Source organism: Amycolatopsis sp. VC5-11 (assembly GCF_037034185.1).
In the GTDB taxonomy this organism is placed as follows: domain Bacteria; phylum Actinomycetota; class Actinomycetes; order Mycobacteriales; family Pseudonocardiaceae; genus Amycolatopsis; species Amycolatopsis nivea.
Genome location: NZ_JBAGKF010000006.1, coordinates 303,927 through 325,327 on the forward strand (window position 1 = coordinate 303,927; position 21,401 = coordinate 325,327).

Here is a 21,401-nt window from a genome sequence, read left to right on the forward strand (position 1 = left end):
GTCGCCGCCATGGCGACCGAGGTGAAGGTGGAGGCCGATCCGGCCGACGCGGGTTTCGACGGGGCACGACTGCAGCGGATCGACCGGCATTTCGCCCGGTACGTCGACGACGGCTTGCTGCCGGGCTTCCTCGCGGTGGTGAGCAGGCACGGCCGGATCGTGCACGTCGCGTCGCAGGGCTCGCGCGACGTCGAGGCGGGCGTCCCGGTCGAGACCGACACGATCTGGCGGATCTTCTCGATGACGAAGCCGGTCACCTCGGTGGCGGCGATGACGTTCGTCGAGGAGGGCCTGATCGACCTCACCGACCCGATTTCCCGGTGGCTGCCCGAATTCGCCGAGCCGCGGGTATACGCGAAGGGTTCGGCGCTGGCTCCGGTCACCGAGCCGGCGACCGAACCGATCCGGCTGTGGCACCTGCTTTCGCACACCGCGGGCCTCACCTACGGCTTCCACCACACGCACCCGGTCGACGCGGTCTACCGGGCAGGCGGGTACGAATGGGGCACGCCGCCCGGGCTGGACCTGGCGGAATGCACCAAGGCGTGGGCGCGGTTCCCGCTCGTGTTCCAGCCGGGCGCGGAATGGAACTACTCGGTGGCGAGCGACGTCCTCGGCCGGCTGGTCGAGGTGCTCGCGGGCAAGCCGCTCGACGAGGTGTTCGCCGAACGGATCTTCGGCCCGCTGGGCATGGAAGACACCGGGTTCTGGACTTCGGACACCGACCGGCTGGCGGCGTTGTACCTGCCCGCGCCGGGAACGAAGAAGCTGGTCCGCAACGACGCCTTCGGCGCGGTGGGCACGTCGCGTCCGACGTGCCTTTCGGGCGGCGGCGGCCTGGTCTCGACGGCGGCGGACTACCACCGCTTCACACAGATGCTGCTGCGCCGCGGCGAACTCGACGGCGTGCGGGTGCTGAGCCCGCGCACGGTGGATCTCATGACGGCCAACCACCTGCCAGGCCATGTGGACCTGGAGGCGTACGGGCGCCCGCTGTTCGCGGAGATGCCTTTCGACGGGTACGGCTTCGGGCTGGGCTTCTCGGTCCTGATCGACTCGGTGAAGGCGAAAACCCTTGCCACGCCCGGCGAATACGCGTGGGGCGGGGCCGCGTCGACGGCGTTCTGGGTGGATCCGGACGAGGACCTGACGGTCGCGTTCTACACGCAGCTGCTGCCGTCGTCGACCCATCCGATCCGGCAGCAGCTGCGGCAGTTGGTGTACCAGGCGATGCTGGACTGATCAGGCGGTCAGCTTAGGAATCACCTGCGCCCCGTACGCGGCCATCGTCTCCTCCCGCTCGTCGTGCATCAGGTACAGCGCGAACTGGTCCACCCCCAGCTCCGCCAGTTCCTCCAGCCGCGCGATGTGCGCCGAGGCCGGGCCGAGCAGGCAGAACCGGTCGACGATCTCGTCCGGCACGAACGCGGTCGACGGGTTTCCGGCGCGGCCGTGGTGGGAGTAGTCGTAGCCTTCGCGCTCGCGGATGTAGTCGGTCAGCTCGTGCGGCACCGGGCCGGACGAGCCGTACCGGGCCACCAGGTCCGCGACGTGGTTGCCGACCATTCCGCCGAACCAGCGGAGCTGTTCCCGTTGGTGCGCCAGGTCTTCGCCGACGTACGCCGGGGCCGCGACGCAGATCGTGATCCCGCCCGGATCGCGCCCGGCCGCCCGGGCGGCGTCCCGGACCGCGCCGATCGTCCAGCGGGCGATGGCCGGGTCGGCGCATTGCAGGATGAAACCGTCCGCGTGTTCGCCGACGGTCCGCAACGCCTTCGGGCCGTACCCGGCCATCCACATTTCCAGCCGTCCGCCGCGAATCCACGGGATCCGGACCGCGGTGTCGTTCATCGTGACCTCGCGGCCCTCGGCGAGATCCTTCACCACGCGCATGCATTCCCGCACGGTGGCCAAAGTGGACGGCGGACGGCCGACCACCCGGTGCGCGGAGTCGCCGCGGCCGATGCCGCACACCGTGCGGTTGCCGAACATGTCGTTGAGCGTCGCGAAGGTCGACGCCATCACCGACCAGTCCCGCGTGCCCGGGCTGGTCACCATCGGGCCCACGACCAGCGCGGACGTCGCTTCGAGGATCCGCGAGTAGATCACGAACGGTTCCTGCCACAGCACGCACGAGTCGAACGTCCAGCCGTACCGGAACCCGGCGTCCTCGGCGGCCTTCATCATCCGCACGACCTCCGCCGCGGGCGGGTCGGTCTGCAGCACGATCCCGAAATCCATCAGGAAACCCTCAATTCAGATACTGATTGAGTTCGCGGGACAAGAACTTGCCGTGCCCAGGGCTCCCGTGGAAACCGTCCGGAGAGACCACGACACGACCGCGCGACAGGACAGTGTGGACCTTCCCGGTGAGCGAAAACCCTTCGTACGCCGAGTAGTCCACGTTCATGTGATGGGTCGCCGCGGACAGCGTCTGCGGCGCGGAAGGGTCGTACACCACGATGTCCGCGTCCGAACCCGCCGCGATCACGCCCTTGCGCGGGTACAGCCCGAACATCCGCGCGGGCGTCGCCGAGCACGTCTCGACCCAGCGGCCCAGCGAGATCTCGCCCGCGACCACACCCTGGTGCAGCAGGTCCATCCGGTGTTCGACGCCCGGCATCCCGTTCGGGATCGCCCGGAAATCGCCGCGCCCCAGTTCTTTCTGGTCCTTGAAGCAGAACGGGCAATGGTCCGTGGACACCACGGAGAGGTCGTTCGTGCGCAGCCCGCGCCACAGGTCCGCCTGGTGCGATTTCTCCCGCAGCGGCGGCGAAGCGACGAACTTGGCACCCTCGAAATCGGGTTTCGCCAAGTCCTCAATGGACAAATACAGATACTGCGGACAGGTCTCGGCGAAGACGTTCTGCCCGTTGTCCCGCGCCTCGGCGACCGCGGCGAGCGCCTGTGCGGCCGACAGATGCACGATGTACAGCGGGGATCCGGTCACCTGGGCGAGCCGGATCGCTCGCGAGGTCGCCTCGCCTTCCAGTTCGGGCGGCCGGGTCAGGCCGTGCTGCACCGGGTCGGTGTGCCCGGCGGCGACCGCCTGCGCGGCCAGTTCGTCGATCGCGATGCCGTTTTCCGCGTGCATCATGATCGTCGCGCCGATCTCGCGCGCCTGCTGCATGGCGCGCAGGATTTCCCCGTCGGTGGAATAGAAAACGCCGGGGTAGGCCATGAACATCTTGAAACTGCCGACCCCGCCGTCGACGCACGCCCGCATTTCTTTGAGCGAGGAGTCGTTGACGTCCGACACGATCATGTGGAACCCGTAGTCGATCGCGCAGTTGCCGTCCGCTTTGGCATGCCATTTGTCCAGTGTGGACAGCAGGGACGTGCCTTTGGCCTGCACGGCGAAGTCGATGATCGTCGTGGTCCCGCCCCACGCGGCGGCGATGGTGCCGGTCTCGAAGGAATCGACCGAATGTGTGCCGCCGAACGGCATTTCCATGTGCGTGTGCGCGTCGATCCCGCCGGGCAGCACGTACTTGCCGGTCGCGTCGATCGTTTCGTCGCCGGTCAGCGTGCCGGGTGCGCCGACCGCCGCGATGGTTTCGCCGTCCACCAGCACGTCGGCGGCGACCGCGCCGGACGGCGAAACGACTTGCCCGCCTTGGATGAGGGTGGTCATCAGGCCTCCGCGAGCGGGCCGTAGCTGTCCGGGCGGCGGTCGCGGTAGAACTGCCACAGATCGCGGACCTCGGCGAGCCGCCCCATGTCGAGGTCGCGGACCACGATCTCCTCTTCGGTGTCCGAAGCCGCCTCGCCGACGAGCTGGCCGCGTGGGTCCACAAAGTACGATTGGCCGTAGAAGTCGTTGTCGCCCAGCGGTTCCACGCCGACCCGGTTGATCGTGCCCACGTAGTACTCGTTCGCCACCGCGGCCGCCGGCTGCTCCAGCCGCCACAGGTACTCCGACAGTCCGCGGCTCGTCGCCGACGGGTTGAACACGATCTGCGCCCCGGCCAGCCCGAGCGCGCGCCAGCCTTCGGGGAAGTGCCGTTCATAGCAGATGTACACGCCGATCCGGCCGACCGCGGTGTCGAAGACCGGGTAGCCGAGGTTGCCCGGCTTGAAGTAGAACTTCTCCCAGAAGCCCTTCACCTGCGGAATGTGGTTCTTGCGGTGCATTCCGAGGTATTTCCCGTCGGCGTCGATCACCGCCGCGGTGTTGTAGTAGACGCCCGGCTGTTCCTGTTCATACATCGGAACTACGAGCACCACGCCATGTCGTTCGGCGACCTCCTGCATGACCTTCGTGGTGGGGCCGTCCGGGATCGCTTCGGTGTAGGAATAGAAATCCGCGTCCTGCACCTGGCAGAAATACGGGCCGTAGAACAGTTCCTGCAAGCACACCACCTGTGCGCCTTGCGAAGCCGCCTTGCCGATGGCGTCGACCGCGTTCGCGATCATCGACTCCTTGTCGCCTGTCCACCGCTGCTGGATCAAGCCGGCTCGGACCGTGTCAGACACTGGTTTCCTCCTCGTTCCGGTGCGCGTTCAAAGGAAGGCTGAACAGGATGTAGGCGACGAAGGCGCCGACAAATCCCATTGCCCAGTTGTAGTCGTACAAAGGTTTCAGGAACGGAATGAGCCCGTCCGCCGGGAACGGACCGCCGTAGGCGCCGCCGACCGCGAGCACCGCGCCGATCAGCGTCGCGACGAGCGCGCGCCAGTGCCAGCCCGCGGTGAACCAGTACTGCCCGCTCGGCAGGTACAGGTCGGCCAGCTTCAACCGGGTCCGCTTGACCACCCAGTACCCGGCGACGAGCACCCCGGCGACCGCGCCGAGCAGACCGCCGTAGAAGCCGAGCCAGGCGAAAATGTAGATGTCCGGGTCGGAGTACAGCCGCCACGGCTGGATCAGGACGCCGATCACGCCGGTGATCAGGCCGCCGAGCGCGAAGGTGATCCGCTTCGGGAAGGCGTTGGAGAAATCGTAGGACGGGCTGACGACGTTCGCCGCCAGGTTGGCCGAAATCGTCGCCAGCACCAGCGCGACCAGCGCGACGACCACCACGACCGGGCTGGAGAACTTGTCCGCCAGCTGCGCCGGGTCCCAGATGTCCTGCCCGTAGAGCACGTGCCCGCCGGACGTGGTGAGGATGGCGACGATCGCGATGAACGTCATCGTCGTCGGCAGCCCGAGGATCTGGCCGCGCATCTGCTTGCGCTGGCTTCCGCCGAAGCGGGTGAAGTCCGGCATGTTCAGCGACAGCGTCGACCAGAACGCGATCATCGCCATCAGCGACGGCGCGAACACCTTCCAGAATCCCGGCCCCCAGCCGAGCTTCCCGCTGTCGTGCAGGATCGGGCCGAGCCCGCCCGCCTTCACCAGCACGTAGCCGAGCAGGATCAGGAACCCGACCGACACCAGCGGCGCGGTCCAGTTCTCGAACTTGCGGACCGCCTCCATGCCGCGCCAGATGATCAGCATCTGCAGCAGCCAGAACACCGCGAACGACAGCCACATCGTCCAGTGCTGCCCGGCGATCACCGCCGAATCGCGCCAGCCGGACCCGGCGAGCCGCCCGACGATCACGTAGATCGCCTCGCCGCCCACCCAGGTCTGGATGCCGAACCAGCCGCAGGCGATGAACGCGCGCAGCAACGCGGCGAGATTCGCGCCGCGCAGGCCGTAGAACGCGCGGGCGAACACCGGGAACGGGATGCCGTATTTGGTGCCGGCGTGGCTGTTGAGCAGCATCGGCGCGAGCACGATCAGGTTGCCGATGGTGATCGTGATCAGCGCCTGCAGCCAGTTCATGCCGAGCGCGATGAGCGACGCGGCCAGTGCGTACGAGGGGATGTTGTGCGCCATCCCCATCCAGAGCGCGAAATAGTTGTAGGTCGTCCAGGTCCGCTTCTCGACCAGGACCGGGGCCAGTTCGTCGTTGAAGAACCGGCTGCCTCGCAGCGCCCGCACGTCGCCGAGGTCCACCCGGCTGTGCTCACGTGTCGTCGGCTCCATTGCGGAATCCTGCGCGCCGGGCGGGGGCCGGGGGCAGAGACAGACTGTTCACTGTTCGGCCGCCCTTGGCGCAGTCTGTCGATTGCGCCGAACCGCGCCGGGATGCATGACGTACGTCACAACCCGCTCGTGACGTCCGGGCAAAACGGCGGAAACATCTCCACCGGATCTCCACATCTCACCCGGATGGCCTCCACGGGGATTGCTTAAAGTCGGCGGCATGGACAACGGGGGAAGACGGGTGCTGGTCGTCGAGGACGACCTCACCATCGCCGCGTCGATCGATGCCCGGCTGAGCGCGGAAGGGTTCTCCGTGACGGTCGCGCACGACGGCCCCGCGGCGGTCGACGCCGAGGCGGCGACTAGTCCCGACCTGGTGGTTCTCGACGTGATGCTGCCCGGTTTCGACGGTCTCGAGGTGTGCCGCCGGATCCAGGCGCGCCGTCCGGTGCCGGTGCTCATGCTCACCGCGCGCGCCGACGAGACCGACCTGCTGGTGGGGCTCGGCGTCGGCGCGGACGACTACCTCACGAAGCCGTTCTCGATGCGCGTGCTGTCCGCGCGGATCCAGGCGCTGCTGCGGCGGGTGGAGCGGTCCTCGGCGGCGGCGGAGGAACGGATCGTGCTGGGGGATCTGGAGATCGACATCGCGGAACGGCGGGTTCGCCGAGGGGGCGAACCCGCCCAGCTGACGCCGATCGAATTCGACCTCCTGGTGCATTTCGCGCGCCGTCCGCGCGCGGTGCAGCCGAGGGAACGGCTGCTGAGCGAGGTGTGGGACTGGGACGTGCACGCGACCGGAGCCGGCACCCGGGCGGTGGACAGCCACATCAAGGCGCTGCGGAGGAAGCTCGGGGCCGACCTGATCCGGACGGTGCACGGGGTCGGGTACGCGCTGGAGGTTCCCGCGTGAAGCCGTTCGTCGCGAAGGCCGTCGATTTCCTGCCGAGACCGCTGGACCGGATCCGGTCGATCAAGCTGAAACTGGCGATCCTGATGGTCGCGTCCGGCGGGATCGCGTTCGCGTTCTTCCGCTACCAGATCGGCTGGCTGCCGCCGCGGACGACGGTGACCGCGGTGGTGATCGCGCTGCTGACGTCGCAGATCCTGGCGCACGGCATGACCAGGCCGCTGCGCGAGATGACGGCGGCCGCGCGGGCGATGGCGAAGGGCGATTACACCCGCCGGATCCGCGCCACCGCCCGCGACGAGGTCGGCTCGCTGGCCGCGGCGTTCAACCAGATGGCCGCCGACCTGTCCACCGCGGACCGGCAGCGCCGCGAACTGGTCGCGAACGTGTCGCACGAACTCCGGACGCCGATCACCGCGCTGAACGCCGTGCTGGAGAACCTCGTGGACGGCGTCGCTTCGCCGGATCCCGCGACGCTCCGCACGGCGTTGCACCAGACCGAACGCCTGGGGCGGCTGGTCACCGAACTGCTGGACCTGTCGCAGATCGACGCCGGAACGCTGCCGCTGGACCGTTCGCAGGTCGATCTCGAAGACCTGCTCGCCGAGGTCGCCGCGGAGGCGGAAGCCATGGCCGCGGCGGCAGGCCGGGGCGTCCGGTTCGCGATCTCGGTGACCCCGTCCGGCGCGACGGTGCCCGCCGACCGGGAACGGATCTACCAGGTGGTGCTGAACCTGCTGGAGAACGCCGCGCGGCACGGCCCGGCCGGGGGAGAGGTGGCGGTGCTGGCGCGGGTCGAGCCCGGGGAGGCGCGGATCGAGGTGCACGACCAGGGGCCGGGGATTCCGGAAGCCGACCGGGAACGGGTGTTCGAACGGTTCACCCGGGGAGAACGCGCTGGCGGCGGCGGGACCGGGCTGGGCTTGGCGATCGCGCGGTGGGTGGTGGAACTGCACGGGGGGACCGTCGCGGTGGTCGATCCGGTGCCTAGCGGAGGTCTTGCTGCTGGCGGCGGGCCCGGATGCCGGATCCGGGTGACCCTGCCCGCTTGAGCTGCTGGCCGCGCTCCCGCTGAGGTGAGTGAGGGTTCCCCGCACGGAATCTGATTCCCGCAGGGTTCCCCTCACGTACCGCCGAGGCGCGTGTATCGGCAGGTGAGAATCCGCGCCCGCCGTACCCACTGTGATTTGCTATCGCGAAGAGAGGTTCCATGTCCGAGCAGGTCCAGAATCACCCCGCGCACGCCGTTCCGCCGTGGGCGGTGCGCATCGTCCGGCAGCCGGGGCCGAGGCCGTTGTTCGAGCGGGCCGAAGCCGGGGTCCCCGTCGGGGCGAAGGTGGCCGCGCTGGCGGTCGCGGTCGTGGCGGCGGTCGTCGTGCCGGTGGACCGGCCCGGCATCGGCTGGGTGCTGGCGTTGCTGGTCGCGGCCGTGGTGCTCTTAGCGTGCGCGCGGCTGTCCGGGGCAGGAGAAGGAAAAGCGAGGCGTTGGGGGCAGGCGGGTTGGGCACTGCTGGCGATCGCGCTGCTCGCGGTGGGAGCCCTGCGCGCGGCCGAATGGTTGTTCGTCTTGTGCGGACTCGCGGCGGCAGTCGCGGCGTCGCTTGCCGTCGTCGGGAAGCGGACTGTGCACGGCACGACGTACGACGTGCTGGCCGTCCCGCTCGAAGCGTTCCGCGCGGTGCCGTGGCTGCTGCGCCGGAGCCCCCGGTCCGGTCGGCGACCGGGGCGGGCCCTCGGCGCGGTTCTGCTGTCCGGGCTGGTCCTGGTGGTGTTCCTGCCGTTGCTGATCACCTCGGACCCTCGCTTCGCGGAGTTCGTCGGCGGCCTCGTCCCGGAGGTGCGTCCCGGCTCGGCCGTCCAAGCCGCGCTGGTGTTCGGAGTGGGTTTCGCGGCGATGGCAGCGGTCTTCCTGATCTCCGCGGATCCCTTGCCCACTAGGGAAAACCGGACGACCACGGTCGGCGACCGGCTGTCCTGGACGTCCTCGCTGGGCACCTTGTCGGTCCTGTTCACCGCGTACGTCGGCGTGCAAGCGACCGCCCTTTTCGGCGGCACGGACTACGTCCTCCGCACCGACGGCCTCACCTCGGCGGACTACGCACGCGGCGGTTTCTGGCAACTCTGCGCCTGCACCGTGCTGACCCTCGGCATCGTCGCCGCGGCCCTGCGCTGGGCCCCGAAAGCCACCCGCGCCGACCGGACGGTGTTGCGGGCACTGCTCGGCGCGCTGACCGTGCTGATCCTGGTCGTGGTGCTGTCCGCATTGAGTCGCATGTGGACCTACCAGCAGGCCTACGGATTCACCGTGCTGCGGCTGCTGGTGGAGGTGTGCGAGATCTGGCTGGGCGTGGTGTTCGTCCTGATCGGGGCGACGCTGGGCACACTTCGCGCGAACTGGCTGCCCCGCGCGGCGATCGCGACCGCTGCGCTGGCGCTGCTGGGATTGGCCGCGGCGAACCCGGAATCGGCGATCACGACCGCCAACCTGGACCGGGCGGCGCAGGGCAAGCCGCTCGACCTCCGCTACCTGCGCCAGTTCTCCGCCGACGTGGCCCCGGTCGTGGCGGAACGCCGTCCCGACGCGGCGTGCCTGCTGCGCCCGATCGCCCGTGCGCTGCCCGATGATTCTTGGCCTGCCTGGAACCTGAGCCGTTCCCAGGCCCGGGAGATCCTCCGGGCCCAGGCCCCGTGCGAATGACGGGTCAGCTCCGGGGCACCGTCAGCCGCCAGTCGACCAGGGGGTTCTCGTCGGGGTTTTCGGCATCCGGCAGGTGCTCGGAGCGGCGCACCGCGCAGCGATGGCGCACCAGGTCGCGGCGCTCCGCCGGGGTCAGGTCCGCGTCTCCGAACGGGCTTTCCCCGTCGATGTCCGCGTTCGCGTCGACGTTGAACCGGTAGGCGTCCGCGGTCAGGTAGTCGCGGCGGAAATCGGTCTTCCACTGCGAATTGTGCCCCCAGCCGAGCGATCCGTCGCTGGTTGGCCGATGGCGGCGGAGGAACGAATCCTCCAGCGCCGACCGGTCCGCGATCCCCGCGGTCGCGTGCCGTTCCCCGGCCCGCACGACGACCCCGGCCCGGCCGAACAGCAGTTCGCCGAGCATGAGGCACGGCCACTGTTCGCCGACGAGCTCGATCGGCTCGTCCGGGTCGTCGCTCTGGTCGACGGCCGCGATCTCGTGGAAAAACGGATCGAACCGGGCGACTTCCACCCGTCGCATGCCCAGCGCGGAGAAAAAGCCGACGTACTCGTCCGCGGTGACGCGCACTTCGTGGTCGGGCAGGTGCAATCGGTGCGCCCACGGCGTTGCGGCACCGTCCGGGAGGCCGGACTGGAAGCCCAGCAGCAGGAGATCGCTGATCCGGTGGAGCGCATACGCTTGCTCGAGCAGATCGCCCCAGACGTATTCCGTCCGCTGCCATTCTCCGCAGACCGCCAGCGGAGCCAGCATCTCGCGCGCGTCGGCGGCATGCTCGCCGAGCCACGGGGACAGCACGTCGGAGAACACTGCCGAGCCGGTGTATTCGTGCACCGCGAAGTACAGCTCGCGCAGGGTCGTCGGGGTCATCACGACGACGCAGCCTACGGAGGACAGTGTCGGCGTCCCACCGAATTTCCCGCCGCGGCAACCGATTCCGGGGCCGCCGGAACCGATCGCCGCCGGGACCTACAGCGCGAAGACCCCGTTCGACTGGCTGTCCGCCGCGCACTTGTTCGGGTACGTCGCCCGGTACGTGACCCGGGTGCCGTGCCAGCTGCCCAGCGCGGTGACGTCCACGGGGGAGTAGATCATCGTGCACTTCTGCCGGTGCGGGGTGATGCGGGCGAAATCGCCGTCGACCGCGGTGAGGGTCGCGCAGGCGGTGTCGCGGTGGCGGTGCGTGCCGCCGGTGGGGTCGCAGGTGAGGGACGCGCTCGTGACGCGCCCGGAGGTCTCGTGCACGGTCAGCTGCAGCACGGACTCCGGGACGTGCGGTGCGGCCAGGCCGCCGAACCCGATCACGGCCGCTGCGACCGGAGCGAAGGAAGAGAACACCATACGAGGGATATCGGCACCGCGAACCCGATCACTGTGCTCCTCGTCCGGGTGGGTTTTCCTCGCTCGGACGGGTGGCGGTGCCGAGGTCGTGCGCGAGCAATGCCACGTACAGCGACAACATCGACTCCGGATCTTCCAGTCGCACTCCCAGCACCTGTTCGATGCGGGCGAGTTGCTGGTAGTACGCCGTCCGCGAGGTGTGGGCGGCGACGGCCGCGGCGGACTTGTTGCCGCCGTGTGCGCAGTAGTGCCGCAGAGCCGGGACGAGGCGACTGCCCGACGCAGCGTCGCGTTCGAGGAGCGGGCCCAGCTCTCGCGCGGCGAAGGCGTGTACGCGCTCGTCGTCGGCGAGAAGGTGCAGGAGACCGCGTAGTCGAACGTCCTTGAGACGGTGCAACGGTTGTCCGTCATCCTCGTCGAGGGCGGCGGCAGCGACGTGTGCGGCTTCGACCAAAGTGCGTTGTGCCTCAGCGGGTCCGGTGACAGTCGTGCCTACGCCGAGCGCGGCCGGCGCGGAAGCGCGCGCGTCGTGGATGTCGGTGGCTAGGCGCTGAAGGACGGCGTCAGCATTGGCTTCCGGCGAGAGTGCGAGAAGCGCGCGTACGGCAGTCTCGTCCGTCGAAACCAGCGCGGACACCTTCGCCCGGCGTGTGGCGAGCGCGGTCGCTTCGGCTAGCTCGCGCAACAGTGGCGGCGTAGACAGCGTGTGGCGCGTAGTCGCAGTGATGCGTGGCCGTACCGCCAGGCCGACCAGCTGTCGTCCGGTCAGCGGCACGGCGAGCGCAGAAGAGCGCGCGAGGATCTCCGCGGTCGGCGCTGGCGAATTCAGCAACTCGGTCAACACCGCGCGGTGCGCTTGCCGTTCGAGGGTGTCGGAGTCGCGCGCGACGAGCCGGTGCACCGCGAGCGCCGACGCGGCCCGTTCGGCGACCACCTGGTACCGATGCGGTGGCGGCTCGGCGCACACGAGCACCAGCCGACCCCAGTCGTGGCCCCGCGCGCCGACCACGGTGACCAGCCAGCCCGCCGCCGAGTGGTACCCGGTGCGCTCGCCGACCTGCACCACTCGCGACCGAGCCGGCCAGCCGATCAGCAATTCGCCCGGATCCGTGCCCGCCGTGTCGTAGGCGAGGACTTCGTGTTCCAGCGTCTCCAGCACGACCGGCTGCTCGGTCAATCGCGCCACCTCGGCCAGCACCGCGGCGGGCTCAGCTCCCGCGACGGTCAATGACGTGAACGTCTCGTGCACCCGCTCCGCCGCCCGCAGCTCAGCGAGCTGCGCGTCCACGATCATCCCGTTCACTGCCTCGGTCACCGCGACGTAGCGCGTCTCGCGGGACAGCGTCACGAGCGGCAATCCGCGCTGCTCAGCCGCCGTGACCAGGGCACGCGGCAGCCGGTCGTTCCAGTGCCGCACCAGCTCGACCACCAGGCCCGCGACGCCCACCTCGGCGAGATCGGCGACGTACCGGGTCAGCGTCGCGTCGTCGTCCGGGAGCGCGACCCCCGTAGTGAGCACGAGTTCTCCGCCGCGCAGCAGGTGCGCGATGTCGGCGACCTCGGCCGCGTGCGCCCAGCGCACCCGCCGTTCGAGCCCGGTGCTGCCCGCGACCACGCGCGGACACCCTTGGCGCAGCACCGGCAACGCGAGCGCCTCGGCGACGGTCGGGTACATCGGTCCCCCTTGCTGGCCGGCAGGGCACAGACTGTACGGCGGAGAGGGGTAGTCCGTACACGTTGTCGATGGCGGACCCGCCCGTCTCGCCCGGAGACTCGGGGGCACCCGACCGGAAGGAGCGGACGTCGTGACCGACCGCATCAGCCATTGGATCGACGGCAAGCCGGTCGTCGGCACCGGACGCACCGGCGACGTGTACGACCCGGCGACCGGCCAGGTCAGCGCGCAGGTGGACTTCGCGGGGCCGGCCGAGGTGGACCAGGCGGTAGCCGCCGCGACCGCCGCCTTGCCGGGCTGGCGGGGAACGTCGCTCGCCGGGCGCACGCGGGTGCTGTTCGCCTTCCGCGAGCTGCTCCAGGCGCGCAAACACGAGCTGGCGAAGATCGTGACGAGCGAGCACGGCAAGGTCGAATCGGACGCTGCGGGCGAGGTCGCGCGCGCGATCGAGAACGTCGAATACGCGTGCGGCGCGGCGCAAATGCTCAAGGGCGGGTTCAGCGAGAACGCCTCCACCGGCGTCGACGTGTACTCGATCGCTCAGCCGCTCGGCGTGGTCGGCGTGATCTCGCCGTTCAACTTCCCGGCGATGGTGCCGCTCTGGTTCGTGCCGAACGCGCTGGCGTGCGGCAACACCGTCGTGCTCAAACCGAGTGAGAAGGACCCGTCCGCGGCGCTGTTCATCGCGGAGCTGCTTGCCGAAGCGGGCCTGCCGTCCGGCGCGTTCAACGTGCTGCAGGGCGACAAAGTCGCGGTCGACGGACTTCTCGCGCACCCGGACGTCAAGGCGATCTCCTTCGTCGGCTCGACCCCGATCGCCCGCTACGTCTACGAAACCGGCACCAGCCACGGAAAGCGCGTCCAGGCGCTGGGCGGGGCGAAGAACCACATGGTCGTACTGCCGGACGCCGACCTCGACCTGGCCGCGGACGCCGCCGTGTCCGCCGGTTTCGGCTCGGCGGGCGAACGGTGCATGGCGGTTTCGGTAGTGGTCGCCGTCGAGCCGATCGCGGACGAACTGGTGGCCAAAATAGTGGACCGGATGCGGAAACTGCGCGTCGGGGACGGCCGCAAACCGTCGTCGGAGATGGGCCCGCTGGTGACCAGGGCGCACCACGAGCGAGTTGCGTCCTATGTGGACACCGGAGTGGCCGAAGGCGCGGAACTCGTGATGGACGGCCGGGGCGTGGAGGCAGACGGAGAGAACGACGGATTCTGGCTCGGCCCCACGCTTTTCGACCGCGTCACGCCCAGTATGGCGGTGTACACCGACGAAATCTTCGGCCCCGTCCTGTCCGTCGCCCGAACGACGAGCTTCGACGACGCGCTGGCGCTCATCAATGCCAACCCGTACGGCAACGGAACCGCCATCTTCACCGGCGACGGACGCGCCGCGCGCCGCTTCCAGAACGAGGTCGAGGTAGGCATGGTAGGCGTCAACGTCCCCATCCCGGTGCCCGTCGGCTACTACTCGTTCGGCGGCTGGAAGGACTCCCTGTTCGGCGACACGCACGCCTACGGACCAGAGGGATTCCACTTCTTCACGCGGACAAAGGTGGTCACATCGCGGTGGCCGGACACCTCGCACGCGGGGGTGAATCTGGGGTTCCCGAAGAACTCGTGACCCGGGCTCACCACACGCCGTTTTCGCCGACGATGCTCGCCACCGTGCCGCTGTTCCCGAGCAGGCACACCGCGACGACTCGCTCGTCCGCCAGCCGTTTGCCACGGGCCGGATTGACCGAATGAGTGCGGCCGCCCACGCGGAGCTGCCATTTTTCGGTGGTGCCCGGGCCGCGCGGGGTGTGCTTGAACCCGACCGGATAGTCGTCGGTGATCGGACCGGCGCCGAAATCGTGCACCGGCCCGGGCACGACCGTCAGCGGCGCGCGGCAGTCGGCGAACTGCCGCCGCCCGAACCGGACTGCCAGCACGAGGACGACCAGGGCGACCGCCACCGCCACCAACGCGGACGCGGTGAAGCCGGATTTGGCGACCGCGACGACCGCGATCGCCACCTCGATCGCGACGAACACCCAGACCGCCCAGAAGAAGCAGCCGAGCGCCTCCCCGCGCTGGCTCGGGTGCAGCCTCCCAGCGAGATTGGCGGCGGCGACCTCGCCGGGATCGGCCTTCGCGGTCACGCGGCGACCACATTGACCAGCAATTTGCTGCGCGGGGTGAAGATCGCACCGTTGGTGCGGCCGCCGAGCACCCGGCTCTTCAGATCGGGATCGAGCCGATAGCTCTTTCCGTTCACGACGAGGTAGGTGAAGGCGATCCGTTCCGTGATCTCGTAGAGGTACATCGGGGGCAGGACGCCGGACGGCCGGTGCTGCACGTGCCCGAAATCGTGCGTCAGGCCAGGGACCACGGTGACCTTGCCCTCGCGCCAGTCCGCCAGCCGCCGTCGGATCGCGCGCCCGGGATACACCGCGAGCACCAGGAAGACGAGCGACATCACGTACAGGGACGCGTTCTTCGACCAGTAGGACACCAGCGGCTTGCCGAAGTAGGCGTTGATGTTGTTGGTGGCCTGGATCATGGCGGGGCTGATGCCGAACCAGATCGGAGTCAGGACCGCCAGCGCGACGAGGACGAGCAGCACCAGGACGAGCGTCCAGAAGTTGCCGTCCAGCACCATGTTCCGCTGGGACGGATGCAGGCGCCCTTCCCGGTTGGCCTGGTCGGCGGCCGCCTGCACAGTCTCTTCCCGCACCTGTTCTCCGCTCACGCCGGAAGGATGTTGACCACGATCTTGCTGCGCGGGATCACGCAGACGGTGTTGTTCCGGTTCGGCTGGAGGGCTTCGAATTGCCGTTCGGTGAGCCGGTAAGTGGTGCCGCCCGCGTTCATCTCCCATTGCGAGGTGCGGGCGAAGTAGTGCCGCACGCAGATCGGGTAGGCGTGGGACTGGCCGTCCTGTTCGAAGTTGTGGGTCCAGCCGGTGATGACGGTCAGCGGGCGGCTGAGGTTCTGGTAGCTGCGGAGGCAGCTGACCAGCAAGGCCACGATGAGGAGGAGCACGAACGGCGCCGCGCCGAGAGTCTGCGCGCGGTGCGGCCCGTCGAGGACGTTCGTGGTCAGCGGCAGGACGACCGCGAACACGATCAGCGCGGCGGCCAGTCCGAGCTGGAATCGGAACCATCCGCCGACCAGCAGGGACCGCTGGGACGGGTGCAGCCGCCCGGCCAAGTTCGCGGTCGCGACGGCGTCCGGTTTCATCGGGCTCCGCCGTCGAGCACGATGTTCACCAGCCACCGCCCGTTGCCCAGCACGCAGACGGCGGTGATCCGCTCCGCGACCATGCGATCCCGCCGCGCGCGCTGGACGGGATACGTGCGCCCGCCCGCGCGCAACTGCCACCGCTCGGTCTGGCCAGGCCCGCGCGGGGTGTGCTTGAGGCCGATCGGGTAGTCGTCGGTGATCGGGCCGGAGCCGAAGTCGTGTGCCGGTCCGGTGATCACGGTCAGGGGCTCGCGGAACTCGGCGCAGCGCCGCACGCTGAACCGGACCGCGCCCGCGATCGCCGCCACAGCGACCGCGACCGCGACCAGCGCGGAGGCAGTGAACCCGGAATTGACCACTCCCACGACCCCGACTGCGCCTATCGCCGCGGTGAACACCCAGACCGCCCAGAAGAGGGCGTCAAAGACCACCCCGCGCTGGCTCGGGTGCAGTCTTCCGGCGAGGTTGGCGGCGGCGACCTCGCCGGGATCGGCTTTCGCGGTCACGCGGCGACCACGTTGACCAGGATCTTGCTGCGCGGGGTCAGAATCGCGGCGTTCGTGCGGTTGCCGAGCACTCGCTGCCGCATGTCGTAATCGAGCCGGTAGGTCTTGCCGTGCACGACGAGATACGTGAACGTCATCCGGTCGGTCATCTCGTAGAGGTACATCGCGTGCTGCCCGCGCGGCGGGATCTTGGTGACGTGCCCGTAGTCGTGCGTCCAGCCGGGCACCACGTCGAGTTTGCCGCTGCGCACCTCCGCCACCCGCCGCCAGATGAGCCGGGCGGGGAACACGGCGAGCGCGAGGAAGAACACCGTCAGCAGATACACCTGCCAGTTCAGCGACCAGTACGACACCGGCGGCAGACCGGCGTCGGCGTGCAACTGGTCCAGGCCCCGCACCTGGTCGGCGCTCACTCCGATCCCGATCGGAGCCATGATCGCGGCGGCGACGAACAGGATGATCCACACGACCGCCATCGAGAAGCCCGCGTTGAGGATCATCGTCCGCTGGGACGGATGCAGGCGTCCTTCCCGGTTGGCCTGGTCGGCGGCCGCCTGCACGGTTTCGCTGCTCACTCTCCGGTGCCGCCTTCGCCGCCGCCCTCTGCCTTCTCGTGCTCCTTTTCATAGGCTTCGGATCCTTCGGAGTACCGGTCGTACTGCTCGTTCTCCTGCCTCCGGGCTTCGGTGCCGAGCCCCGCGCCGTCGGCCATCGTAAACGGCGGCCGGCCCTCCCCCTTCTCCCATTCCTGGAGCTTGAAGAACTTGCGCCCGTCCTCGGAGTACGTGTCGCCGGCGTGTTCGAAGTGTTCGCGTCCCGGCACCTTCTTTTTGGCGTTGTCGGTCCACCGATCGGCCTTTTCCGCGGCGCTCTCGGCCCTGCCCGCCTCCTTGAGATCGCCTGCCTTCTTCTCGAGACCGGCGGCGATGTCGACGCTCTTGTCCGTGACCTTGCCCGCGGCCTTGCCTGCCTTCCGCAGTGCGTTCGCCGCCTGCTCGATCGCGGCCTTGGACTTGCCCGCGCTCTCCGCGAGCTTGTCCAGCTTCTCCACGACCTTCGCGATCCGGGTGCCGATCTTCTCCGCCAGGATCCCGCCCTCGACGACGGTGTCGGCGATGAACGCGGCGACCGTGCCGCCGAAGGTGCACCACGACGACGCCAACGCGGCGATGCCCTTGACGATCAGCTCGCCCACGAACGACGAGATCATGTCGCGGATCAGTCCGCGTTCCGTGCCTACCAGGGCGGCGGCGACGTTCATCCCGGTGGACGCGGCACTCGCCTGAGTGGCCGCGCCTTTGAGGTAGCCGATGTACTCCTTCGCCTTGGCCTGGTAGGCCTCGCCGCCTTGTCCCTGAAAGCCGGGGGCGACCTTGCTCGCCGCCTGTGTGTACTGGTCCGCGCTCTCGTTGAGCTGCTTCGAGATGTTCGACCAGGTCACTGCCTTGGCGGTGACGGCCTCCGGGTTGCCCGCGAGCTGGTCGAGGCCCTCCTTGAGGAAGCTGATGTGCTCGATCAGCCAGCCGACGCCGGCGCTGGCCAGCGTGCCGAGCGGGTCCATCGCCGCACCGAGCAGGTCGAGGCCGTCGGTGACCACGTCGACGCCGAAGTTGCCCCAGTCGCCGTGCCGGAGGTCGGTGAGCGTCGCGGCGCCGTCGTTGACGATGCCGGCGCCGGCGGTCTGGGCGTTGAGGTTGTCCAGCTCGTTCGAGGACGACCCCATGTTCGTGGTCAGGCCGCTCGGCGATTCCGACTTCGCGACCAGCGGGTTCTCCTGTGTTTCGGTCATTCCGGCAGCTCCTTGCCGAGACCGTTGATGTGCCCGACGGTCTGCTTCTCGTGGTTGTCGTAGTGATCGTGCGCCTGCTGCAGGCGGTCCGCGATGTCGTCGGCGGTGTCCGCGACGTCCTGGACGAAGGAGGTCGCGACCGACATCCAGATCTGCAGCGGCGCCGCGAACACCTGGCCGACGAGGCCGAACGCGTCGTCGCCGAGGGACTGTCCGGACTCGGTCGCCTGCGCCGCGGTGTGCACCCCGGCCGCGATGTCCTCGACCTCGCCCTTGTGCGCGCGCAGCGCCGGGAGGTCGACCTTCGATCCGTCTGCCATCAGTTCCTCCCCAGGAACGAGCCGCCGCCGTAGTAGTCGTCGTCGTCCGTCGGGTCCGGTGCCGGGCGGGCCGGGCGCGCGGGACGGGACGGCGGAGCGGCGGGAGGCGCGGAATCGTCCTGCGCGTCGAAAAATTGCGGCTGCGGCGGCGCGGGCGGGGCCGTTTCCTCCGGAACTTCCGGTTCCGGGATCTGTTCTTCGAGGAATTTCATCGCGTCGCTGTTCTCGCCGATCACCGGTGCCATGATCGCGGTCAGCTGCTGCGCCGCCTGGGCCTGGGCGCGCCGGGCGGTGGCCAGGACAGCGGCCGCGAGGGCGGCGCGCGGCATCTCGTCCGCGCGGGAGCCGAACTGGAGTTCCTGCAGCGCACCGGCGGTGTTGACGGTCGCGGTGACCGCGCCGTCCTGGCTCGTCGCGGTCGCCGACACGTGCTTCAGCCGTTCCTGGGCCTCCGCGGCCCGCTGCCGGATTTCGGCGATTTCGGGAGAAAGTGCGTTCATGTCGGCCACTGCTTTCGGATCGAGTGGTTCATAGTCTTTCCGAGGCAGAAAACCGGGTTCCGGTTCCCCGTGCAAGCGAAGTTCCGAGTTGCCCGGTTCGTCGCTATTAAAAATTGTTTGCCAGCCTTTTACTCCCGCTCGCCCGGACCGGAGGGCGCGCCGGGCACCGCCGGGTCCGTAAACTCGTTGTGAGTAGCAGGAGGACCGCGAAGGAGGTGCCGGTGGCGAACACGGACGAGCGTCGCTTCGAGGTGCTGCGCGCGATCGTCGCCGACTATGTCTCGAACCAGGAGCCGGTCGGGTCGAAGACGATCGTCGAGCGGCACAACCTCGGCGTTTCCAGTGCCACCGTGCGCAACGACATGGCCGCCCTGGAAGAAGAGGGGTACATCGCCCAGCCGCACACCAGCGCGGGCCGGATCCCGACCGACAAGGGGTACCGGCTGTTCGTCGACCGGCTTTCGGAGATCAAGCCGCTGTCGGCCGCCGAGCGGCGCGCGATCACCAGCTTCCTCGACTCCGGCACCGACCTCGACGACGTGCTGCGCCGGTCGGTCCGGCTGCTCGCGCAGCTCACCCGCCAGGTCGCGGTGGTGCAGTACCCGATGCTCACCAACACCGTGGCGCGCCACCTCGAGGTGGTCCCGCTCACGCCCGCGCGGCTCATGCTCGTGCTGATCACCGACTCCGGCCGGGTCGACCAGCGCACCGTCGACCTCGGCGACGTGGTCACCGAGGAGACCGTGCTGCGCCTGCGCACCGTGCTCAACGGCGCGCTCGCCGGGCGGCGGCTGGCCGACGCGGCGGCGAACGTGGCGGAGCTGCCCGAGGCCGCTCCGCCGGACCTGCGCGACCACCTCACCCGGATCTGCACCACACTGGTCGAATCGCTGGTCGAGCACCCGGAAGAGCGGATCGTGCTCGGCGGCACCGGCAACCTCACCCGCAACGTCGCGGACTTCCCCGGGTCGCTGCGCCAGGTGCTCGAAGCGCTCGAGGAACAGGTGGTGGTGCTGAAGCTGCTCGCCGCCGCCCGCAACCCCGGTGCGGTCACCGTGCTCATCGGTGAGGAAAATGAGGACGAGCAGATGCGCAGCACCTCGGTCGTGTCCATCGGCTACGGCCGGGACGACATGCTGCTCGGGGGGATGGGCGTCGTCGGGCCGACCAGGATGGACTACCCCGGCACGATCGCGGCGGTCCGAGCGGTCGCCAACTACGTGGGGCAGATCCTGTCCGGCCGCTGACCGGCGGCAGGCCGGGGACGTGGCGGAACACGAAGGAGAAGGCAGAGCAACGTGGCGAGGGACTACTACGGGATCCTCGGGGTGGCCAAGAACGCGAGCGATCAGGAGATCAAGCGCGCGTACCGCAAGCTGGCCCGTGAGCTGCACCCCGACGTGAACCCGTCGGAGGACGCCCAGCACCGCTTCGGCGAGGTGACCACCGCGTACGAGGTGCTCTCCGATCCGCAGAAGCGCAAGATCGTCGACCTCGGCGGCGACCCGATGGACGGGGGCGGCCGCGGCGGAGGCGGCGGCGACCCGTTCGCGGGCTTCGGCGGGCTCGGCGACATCATGGACGCCTTCTTCGGCGCCGCGGGCGGAGGCGGCGGACGGGGCCGCGGGCCGCGCAGCCGCGTGCAGCCCGGCTCCGACGCGCTGATCCGGCTCGGCCTCACCCTCGAGGAGTGCGCGACCGGTGTCGACCGCGAGATCACCGTCGACACCGCGATCGTCTGCGACCTGTGCCGCGGCGCGGGCACCGCCGAGGGCACCAGCACCAAGACCTGCGACACCTGCGGCGGGGCCGGCGAGGTCCAGTCCGTGCAGCGGTCGTTCCTCGGCCAGGTCGTCACCGCGCGCCCGTGCCCGGTGTGCCGCGGCTTCGGCGAGGTCATCCCCGACCCGTGCCGCCAGTGCGGCGGCGACGGCCGGATCCGGTCGCGGCGCGGCGTCACCGCGAAGATCCCGCCCGGCGTCGGCGACGGCATGCGGATCCGGCTGTCCGGCCAGGGCGAGGTCGGCCCCGGCGGCGGCCCGGCGGGCGACCTCTACGTCGAGATCGACGAGGCCCCGCACGAGGTGTTCGTCCGCGAGGGCAACGACCTGCACTGCAACTTCCGCATCCCGATGACCACCGCGGCGCTCGGCGCGACGGTCCCGATCGCCACCCTGGTCGACGGCGACTACGAACTCGACATCGAGCCCGGCACCCAGCCCAACACCGAACTGGTGCTCACCGGCAAGGGCATGCCGCGGCTGCGCTCGTCCGGCCGCGTCGACGGCCGCGGCGACCTGCACGTGCACATCGACGTCGTGGTGCCGACCAAGCTCGACGAGGCCCAGCGCGACCTGCTCGTCGACCTGGCCCAGCAGCGCGGCGAAGAGGTCCCGACGCTTGCCGCCAACGGCAGCAAGCACGGCGGCCTGTTCTCCAAGCTCCGCGCGAAGAACCGCTGA

Annotated in this window: 22 protein-coding genes; 7 read left to right on the forward strand and 15 right to left on the reverse strand. The window is 69.5% G+C overall.

What is annotated here, in order from left to right; genetic code table 11:
* Nucleotides 1-9: 9 nt before the first annotated feature.
* Nucleotides 10-1,242, forward strand: coding sequence for a serine hydrolase domain-containing protein (locus tag WA670_RS20965; protein WP_336158602.1), 1,233 nt, complete (start codon nt 10-12; stop codon nt 1,240-1,242).
* Here the strand turns inward: WA670_RS20965 and WA670_RS20970 are convergent, their stop codons facing one another.
* Genes WA670_RS20970 through WA670_RS20985 form a run of 4 tightly spaced genes read right to left on the reverse strand, consistent with a single transcriptional unit; the run spans nt 1,243 to nt 5,974 of the window.
* A complete protein-coding gene (locus WA670_RS20970) occupies nt 1,243-2,241 on the reverse strand; it encodes a TIGR03842 family LLM class F420-dependent oxidoreductase (protein WP_037813650.1) in 999 nt (332 codons plus the stop codon).
* Between the two features lie 10 nt (nt 2,242-2,251).
* The gene (hydA, locus tag WA670_RS20975) at nt 2,252-3,634 is read right to left on the reverse strand and encodes a dihydropyrimidinase (RefSeq protein WP_134663015.1); all 1,383 of its coding nucleotides are present in this window, start codon (nt 3,632-3,634) and stop codon (nt 2,252-2,254) included.
* Entirely contained in the window at nt 3,634-4,476 is an 843-nt protein-coding gene (locus WA670_RS20980; protein ID WP_134733014.1) for a nitrilase-related carbon-nitrogen hydrolase, read from the reverse strand. Before WA670_RS20980 ends, hydA begins: the two co-directional genes overlap by 1 nt.
* Nucleotides 4,469-5,974: an NCS1 family nucleobase:cation symporter-1 gene (locus WA670_RS20985; RefSeq protein ID WP_134733016.1), complete on the reverse strand. Its 1,506-nt coding sequence runs from the start codon at nt 5,972-5,974 to the stop codon at nt 4,469-4,471. Before WA670_RS20985 ends, WA670_RS20980 begins: the two co-directional genes overlap by 8 nt.
* A 241-nt stretch (nt 5,975-6,215) precedes the next feature.
* Here WA670_RS20985 and WA670_RS20990 point away from each other — a divergent pair, with 241 nt between their 5' ends.
* The 3 genes from WA670_RS20990 (at nt 6,216) to WA670_RS21000 (ending at nt 9,582) form a co-directional block, all read left to right on the forward strand.
* Complete coding sequence (locus tag WA670_RS20990; RefSeq protein WP_043837387.1) at nt 6,216-6,887, forward strand: response regulator; 672 nt, start codon at nt 6,216-6,218, stop codon at nt 6,885-6,887.
* Nucleotides 6,884-7,936 (forward strand): HAMP domain-containing sensor histidine kinase, encoded by a 1,053-nt coding sequence (locus WA670_RS20995; protein WP_134733018.1) that lies wholly within the window; start codon nt 6,884-6,886, stop codon nt 7,934-7,936. Before WA670_RS20990 ends, WA670_RS20995 begins: the two co-directional genes overlap by 4 nt.
* A 158-nt stretch (nt 7,937-8,094) precedes the next feature.
* Nucleotides 8,095-9,582 carry a DUF4153 domain-containing protein gene (locus WA670_RS21000; RefSeq protein WP_336158603.1) on the forward strand — a complete coding sequence of 496 codons (1,488 nt, stop codon included), beginning with the start codon at nt 8,095-8,097 and terminating at the stop codon, nt 9,580-9,582.
* A 4-nt stretch (nt 9,583-9,586) separates the two neighbouring features.
* Here the strand turns inward: WA670_RS21000 and WA670_RS21005 are convergent, their stop codons facing one another.
* The 3 genes from WA670_RS21005 to WA670_RS21015 form a co-directional block, all read right to left on the reverse strand.
* Complete coding sequence (locus tag WA670_RS21005) at nt 9,587-10,450, reverse strand: hypothetical protein (RefSeq protein WP_336158678.1); 864 nt, start codon at nt 10,448-10,450, stop codon at nt 9,587-9,589.
* A gap of 99 nt (nt 10,451-10,549) precedes the next feature.
* Nucleotides 10,550-10,921, reverse strand: a complete 372-nt coding sequence (locus WA670_RS21010; RefSeq protein ID WP_238605193.1) for an SSI family serine proteinase inhibitor — start codon at nt 10,919-10,921, stop codon at nt 10,550-10,552.
* A 28-nt stretch (nt 10,922-10,949) separates the two neighbouring features.
* Nucleotides 10,950-12,596, reverse strand: coding sequence for a PucR family transcriptional regulator (locus WA670_RS21015; protein ID WP_336158604.1), 1,647 nt, complete (start codon nt 12,594-12,596; stop codon nt 10,950-10,952).
* Nucleotides 12,597-12,726: 130 nt separating this feature from the next.
* On the opposite strand from WA670_RS21015, the gene WA670_RS21020 reads away from it, so the two are divergent.
* Entirely contained in the window at nt 12,727-14,220 is a 1,494-nt protein-coding gene (locus tag WA670_RS21020; protein WP_336158605.1) for a CoA-acylating methylmalonate-semialdehyde dehydrogenase, read from the forward strand.
* Nucleotides 14,221-14,227: 7 nt separating this feature from the next.
* Here WA670_RS21020 and WA670_RS21025 read toward each other — a convergent pair whose 3' ends face one another.
* From WA670_RS21025 to WA670_RS21060, 8 genes are read right to left on the reverse strand one after another with little or no spacing between them, the layout of a single operon-like run.
* Nucleotides 14,228-14,740, reverse strand: a complete 513-nt coding sequence (locus tag WA670_RS21025; protein WP_336158606.1) for a hypothetical protein — start codon at nt 14,738-14,740, stop codon at nt 14,228-14,230.
* A complete protein-coding gene (locus WA670_RS21030) occupies nt 14,737-15,330 on the reverse strand; it encodes a hypothetical protein (protein WP_238605199.1) in 594 nt (197 codons plus the stop codon). The genes WA670_RS21025 and WA670_RS21030 overlap by 4 nt, the downstream gene beginning before the upstream one ends.
* Nucleotides 15,327-15,821 carry a hypothetical protein gene (locus WA670_RS21035; RefSeq protein ID WP_275294385.1) on the reverse strand — a complete coding sequence of 165 codons (495 nt, stop codon included), beginning with the start codon at nt 15,819-15,821 and terminating at the stop codon, nt 15,327-15,329. Before WA670_RS21035 ends, WA670_RS21030 begins: the two co-directional genes overlap by 4 nt.
* A complete protein-coding gene (locus WA670_RS21040; protein ID WP_336158607.1) occupies nt 15,818-16,330 on the reverse strand; it encodes a hypothetical protein in 513 nt (170 codons plus the stop codon). The genes WA670_RS21035 and WA670_RS21040 overlap by 4 nt, the downstream gene beginning before the upstream one ends.
* Nucleotides 16,327-16,905, reverse strand: coding sequence for a hypothetical protein (locus tag WA670_RS21045; RefSeq protein WP_275294383.1), 579 nt, complete (start codon nt 16,903-16,905; stop codon nt 16,327-16,329). The genes WA670_RS21040 and WA670_RS21045 overlap by 4 nt, the downstream gene beginning before the upstream one ends.
* Complete coding sequence (locus WA670_RS21050) at nt 16,902-18,119, reverse strand: PPE domain-containing protein (RefSeq protein WP_336158608.1); 1,218 nt, start codon at nt 18,117-18,119, stop codon at nt 16,902-16,904. Before WA670_RS21050 ends, WA670_RS21045 begins: the two co-directional genes overlap by 4 nt.
* On the reverse strand, nt 18,116-18,439 hold the full coding sequence (locus WA670_RS21055; RefSeq protein WP_275294381.1) for a type VII secretion target: 324 nt from the start codon (nt 18,437-18,439) through the stop codon (nt 18,116-18,118). The genes WA670_RS21050 and WA670_RS21055 overlap by 4 nt, the downstream gene beginning before the upstream one ends.
* Nucleotides 18,439-18,939 (reverse strand): YbaB/EbfC family nucleoid-associated protein, encoded by a 501-nt coding sequence (locus WA670_RS21060; protein WP_051729021.1) that lies wholly within the window; start codon nt 18,937-18,939, stop codon nt 18,439-18,441. Before WA670_RS21060 ends, WA670_RS21055 begins: the two co-directional genes overlap by 1 nt.
* 221 nt (nt 18,940-19,160) lie before the next feature.
* On the opposite strand from WA670_RS21060, the gene hrcA reads away from it, so the two are divergent.
* Nucleotides 19,161-20,186, forward strand: a complete 1,026-nt coding sequence (gene hrcA, locus WA670_RS21065) for a heat-inducible transcriptional repressor HrcA (RefSeq protein ID WP_134733033.1) — start codon at nt 19,161-19,163, stop codon at nt 20,184-20,186.
* A 51-nt stretch (nt 20,187-20,237) separates the two neighbouring features.
* Nucleotides 20,238-21,401, forward strand: a complete 1,164-nt coding sequence (gene dnaJ / locus WA670_RS21070; protein ID WP_037813614.1) for a molecular chaperone DnaJ — start codon at nt 20,238-20,240, stop codon at nt 21,399-21,401.

Bases quoted from the DNA above. Each gene is read 5' to 3' on its own strand.
- hydA (WP_134663015.1), bottom strand. From the start codon at position 3,634: ATGACCACCCTCATCCAAGGCGGGCAAGTCGTTTCGCCGTCCGGCGCG.
- WA670_RS21010 (WP_238605193.1), bottom strand. From the start codon at position 10,921: ATGGTGTTCTCTTCCTTCGCTCCGGTCGCAGCGGCCGTGATCGGGTTC.
- WA670_RS20965 (WP_336158602.1), top strand. From the start codon at position 10: ATGGCGACCGAGGTGAAGGTGGAGGCCGATCCGGCCGACGCGGGTTTC.
- WA670_RS20985 (WP_134733016.1), bottom strand. From the start codon at position 5,974: ATGGAGCCGACGACACGTGAGCACAGCCGGGTGGACCTCGGCGACGTG.
- WA670_RS21050 (WP_336158608.1), bottom strand. From the start codon at position 18,119: ATGACCGAAACACAGGAGAACCCGCTGGTCGCGAAGTCGGAATCGCCG.
- WA670_RS20970 (WP_037813650.1), bottom strand. From the start codon at position 2,241: ATGGATTTCGGGATCGTGCTGCAGACCGACCCGCCCGCGGCGGAGGTC.
- WA670_RS21060 (WP_051729021.1), bottom strand. From the start codon at position 18,939: ATGAACGCACTTTCTCCCGAAATCGCCGAAATCCGGCAGCGGGCCGCG.
- WA670_RS21000 (WP_336158603.1), top strand. From the start codon at position 8,095: ATGTCCGAGCAGGTCCAGAATCACCCCGCGCACGCCGTTCCGCCGTGG.
- WA670_RS21015 (WP_336158604.1), bottom strand. From the start codon at position 12,596: ATGTACCCGACCGTCGCCGAGGCGCTCGCGTTGCCGGTGCTGCGCCAA.
- WA670_RS21035 (WP_275294385.1), bottom strand. From the start codon at position 15,821: ATGAAACCGGACGCCGTCGCGACCGCGAACTTGGCCGGGCGGCTGCAC.
- WA670_RS21005 (WP_336158678.1), bottom strand. From the start codon at position 10,450: ATGACCCCGACGACCCTGCGCGAGCTGTACTTCGCGGTGCACGAATAC.
- WA670_RS21055 (WP_275294381.1), bottom strand. From the start codon at position 18,439: ATGGCAGACGGATCGAAGGTCGACCTCCCGGCGCTGCGCGCGCACAAG.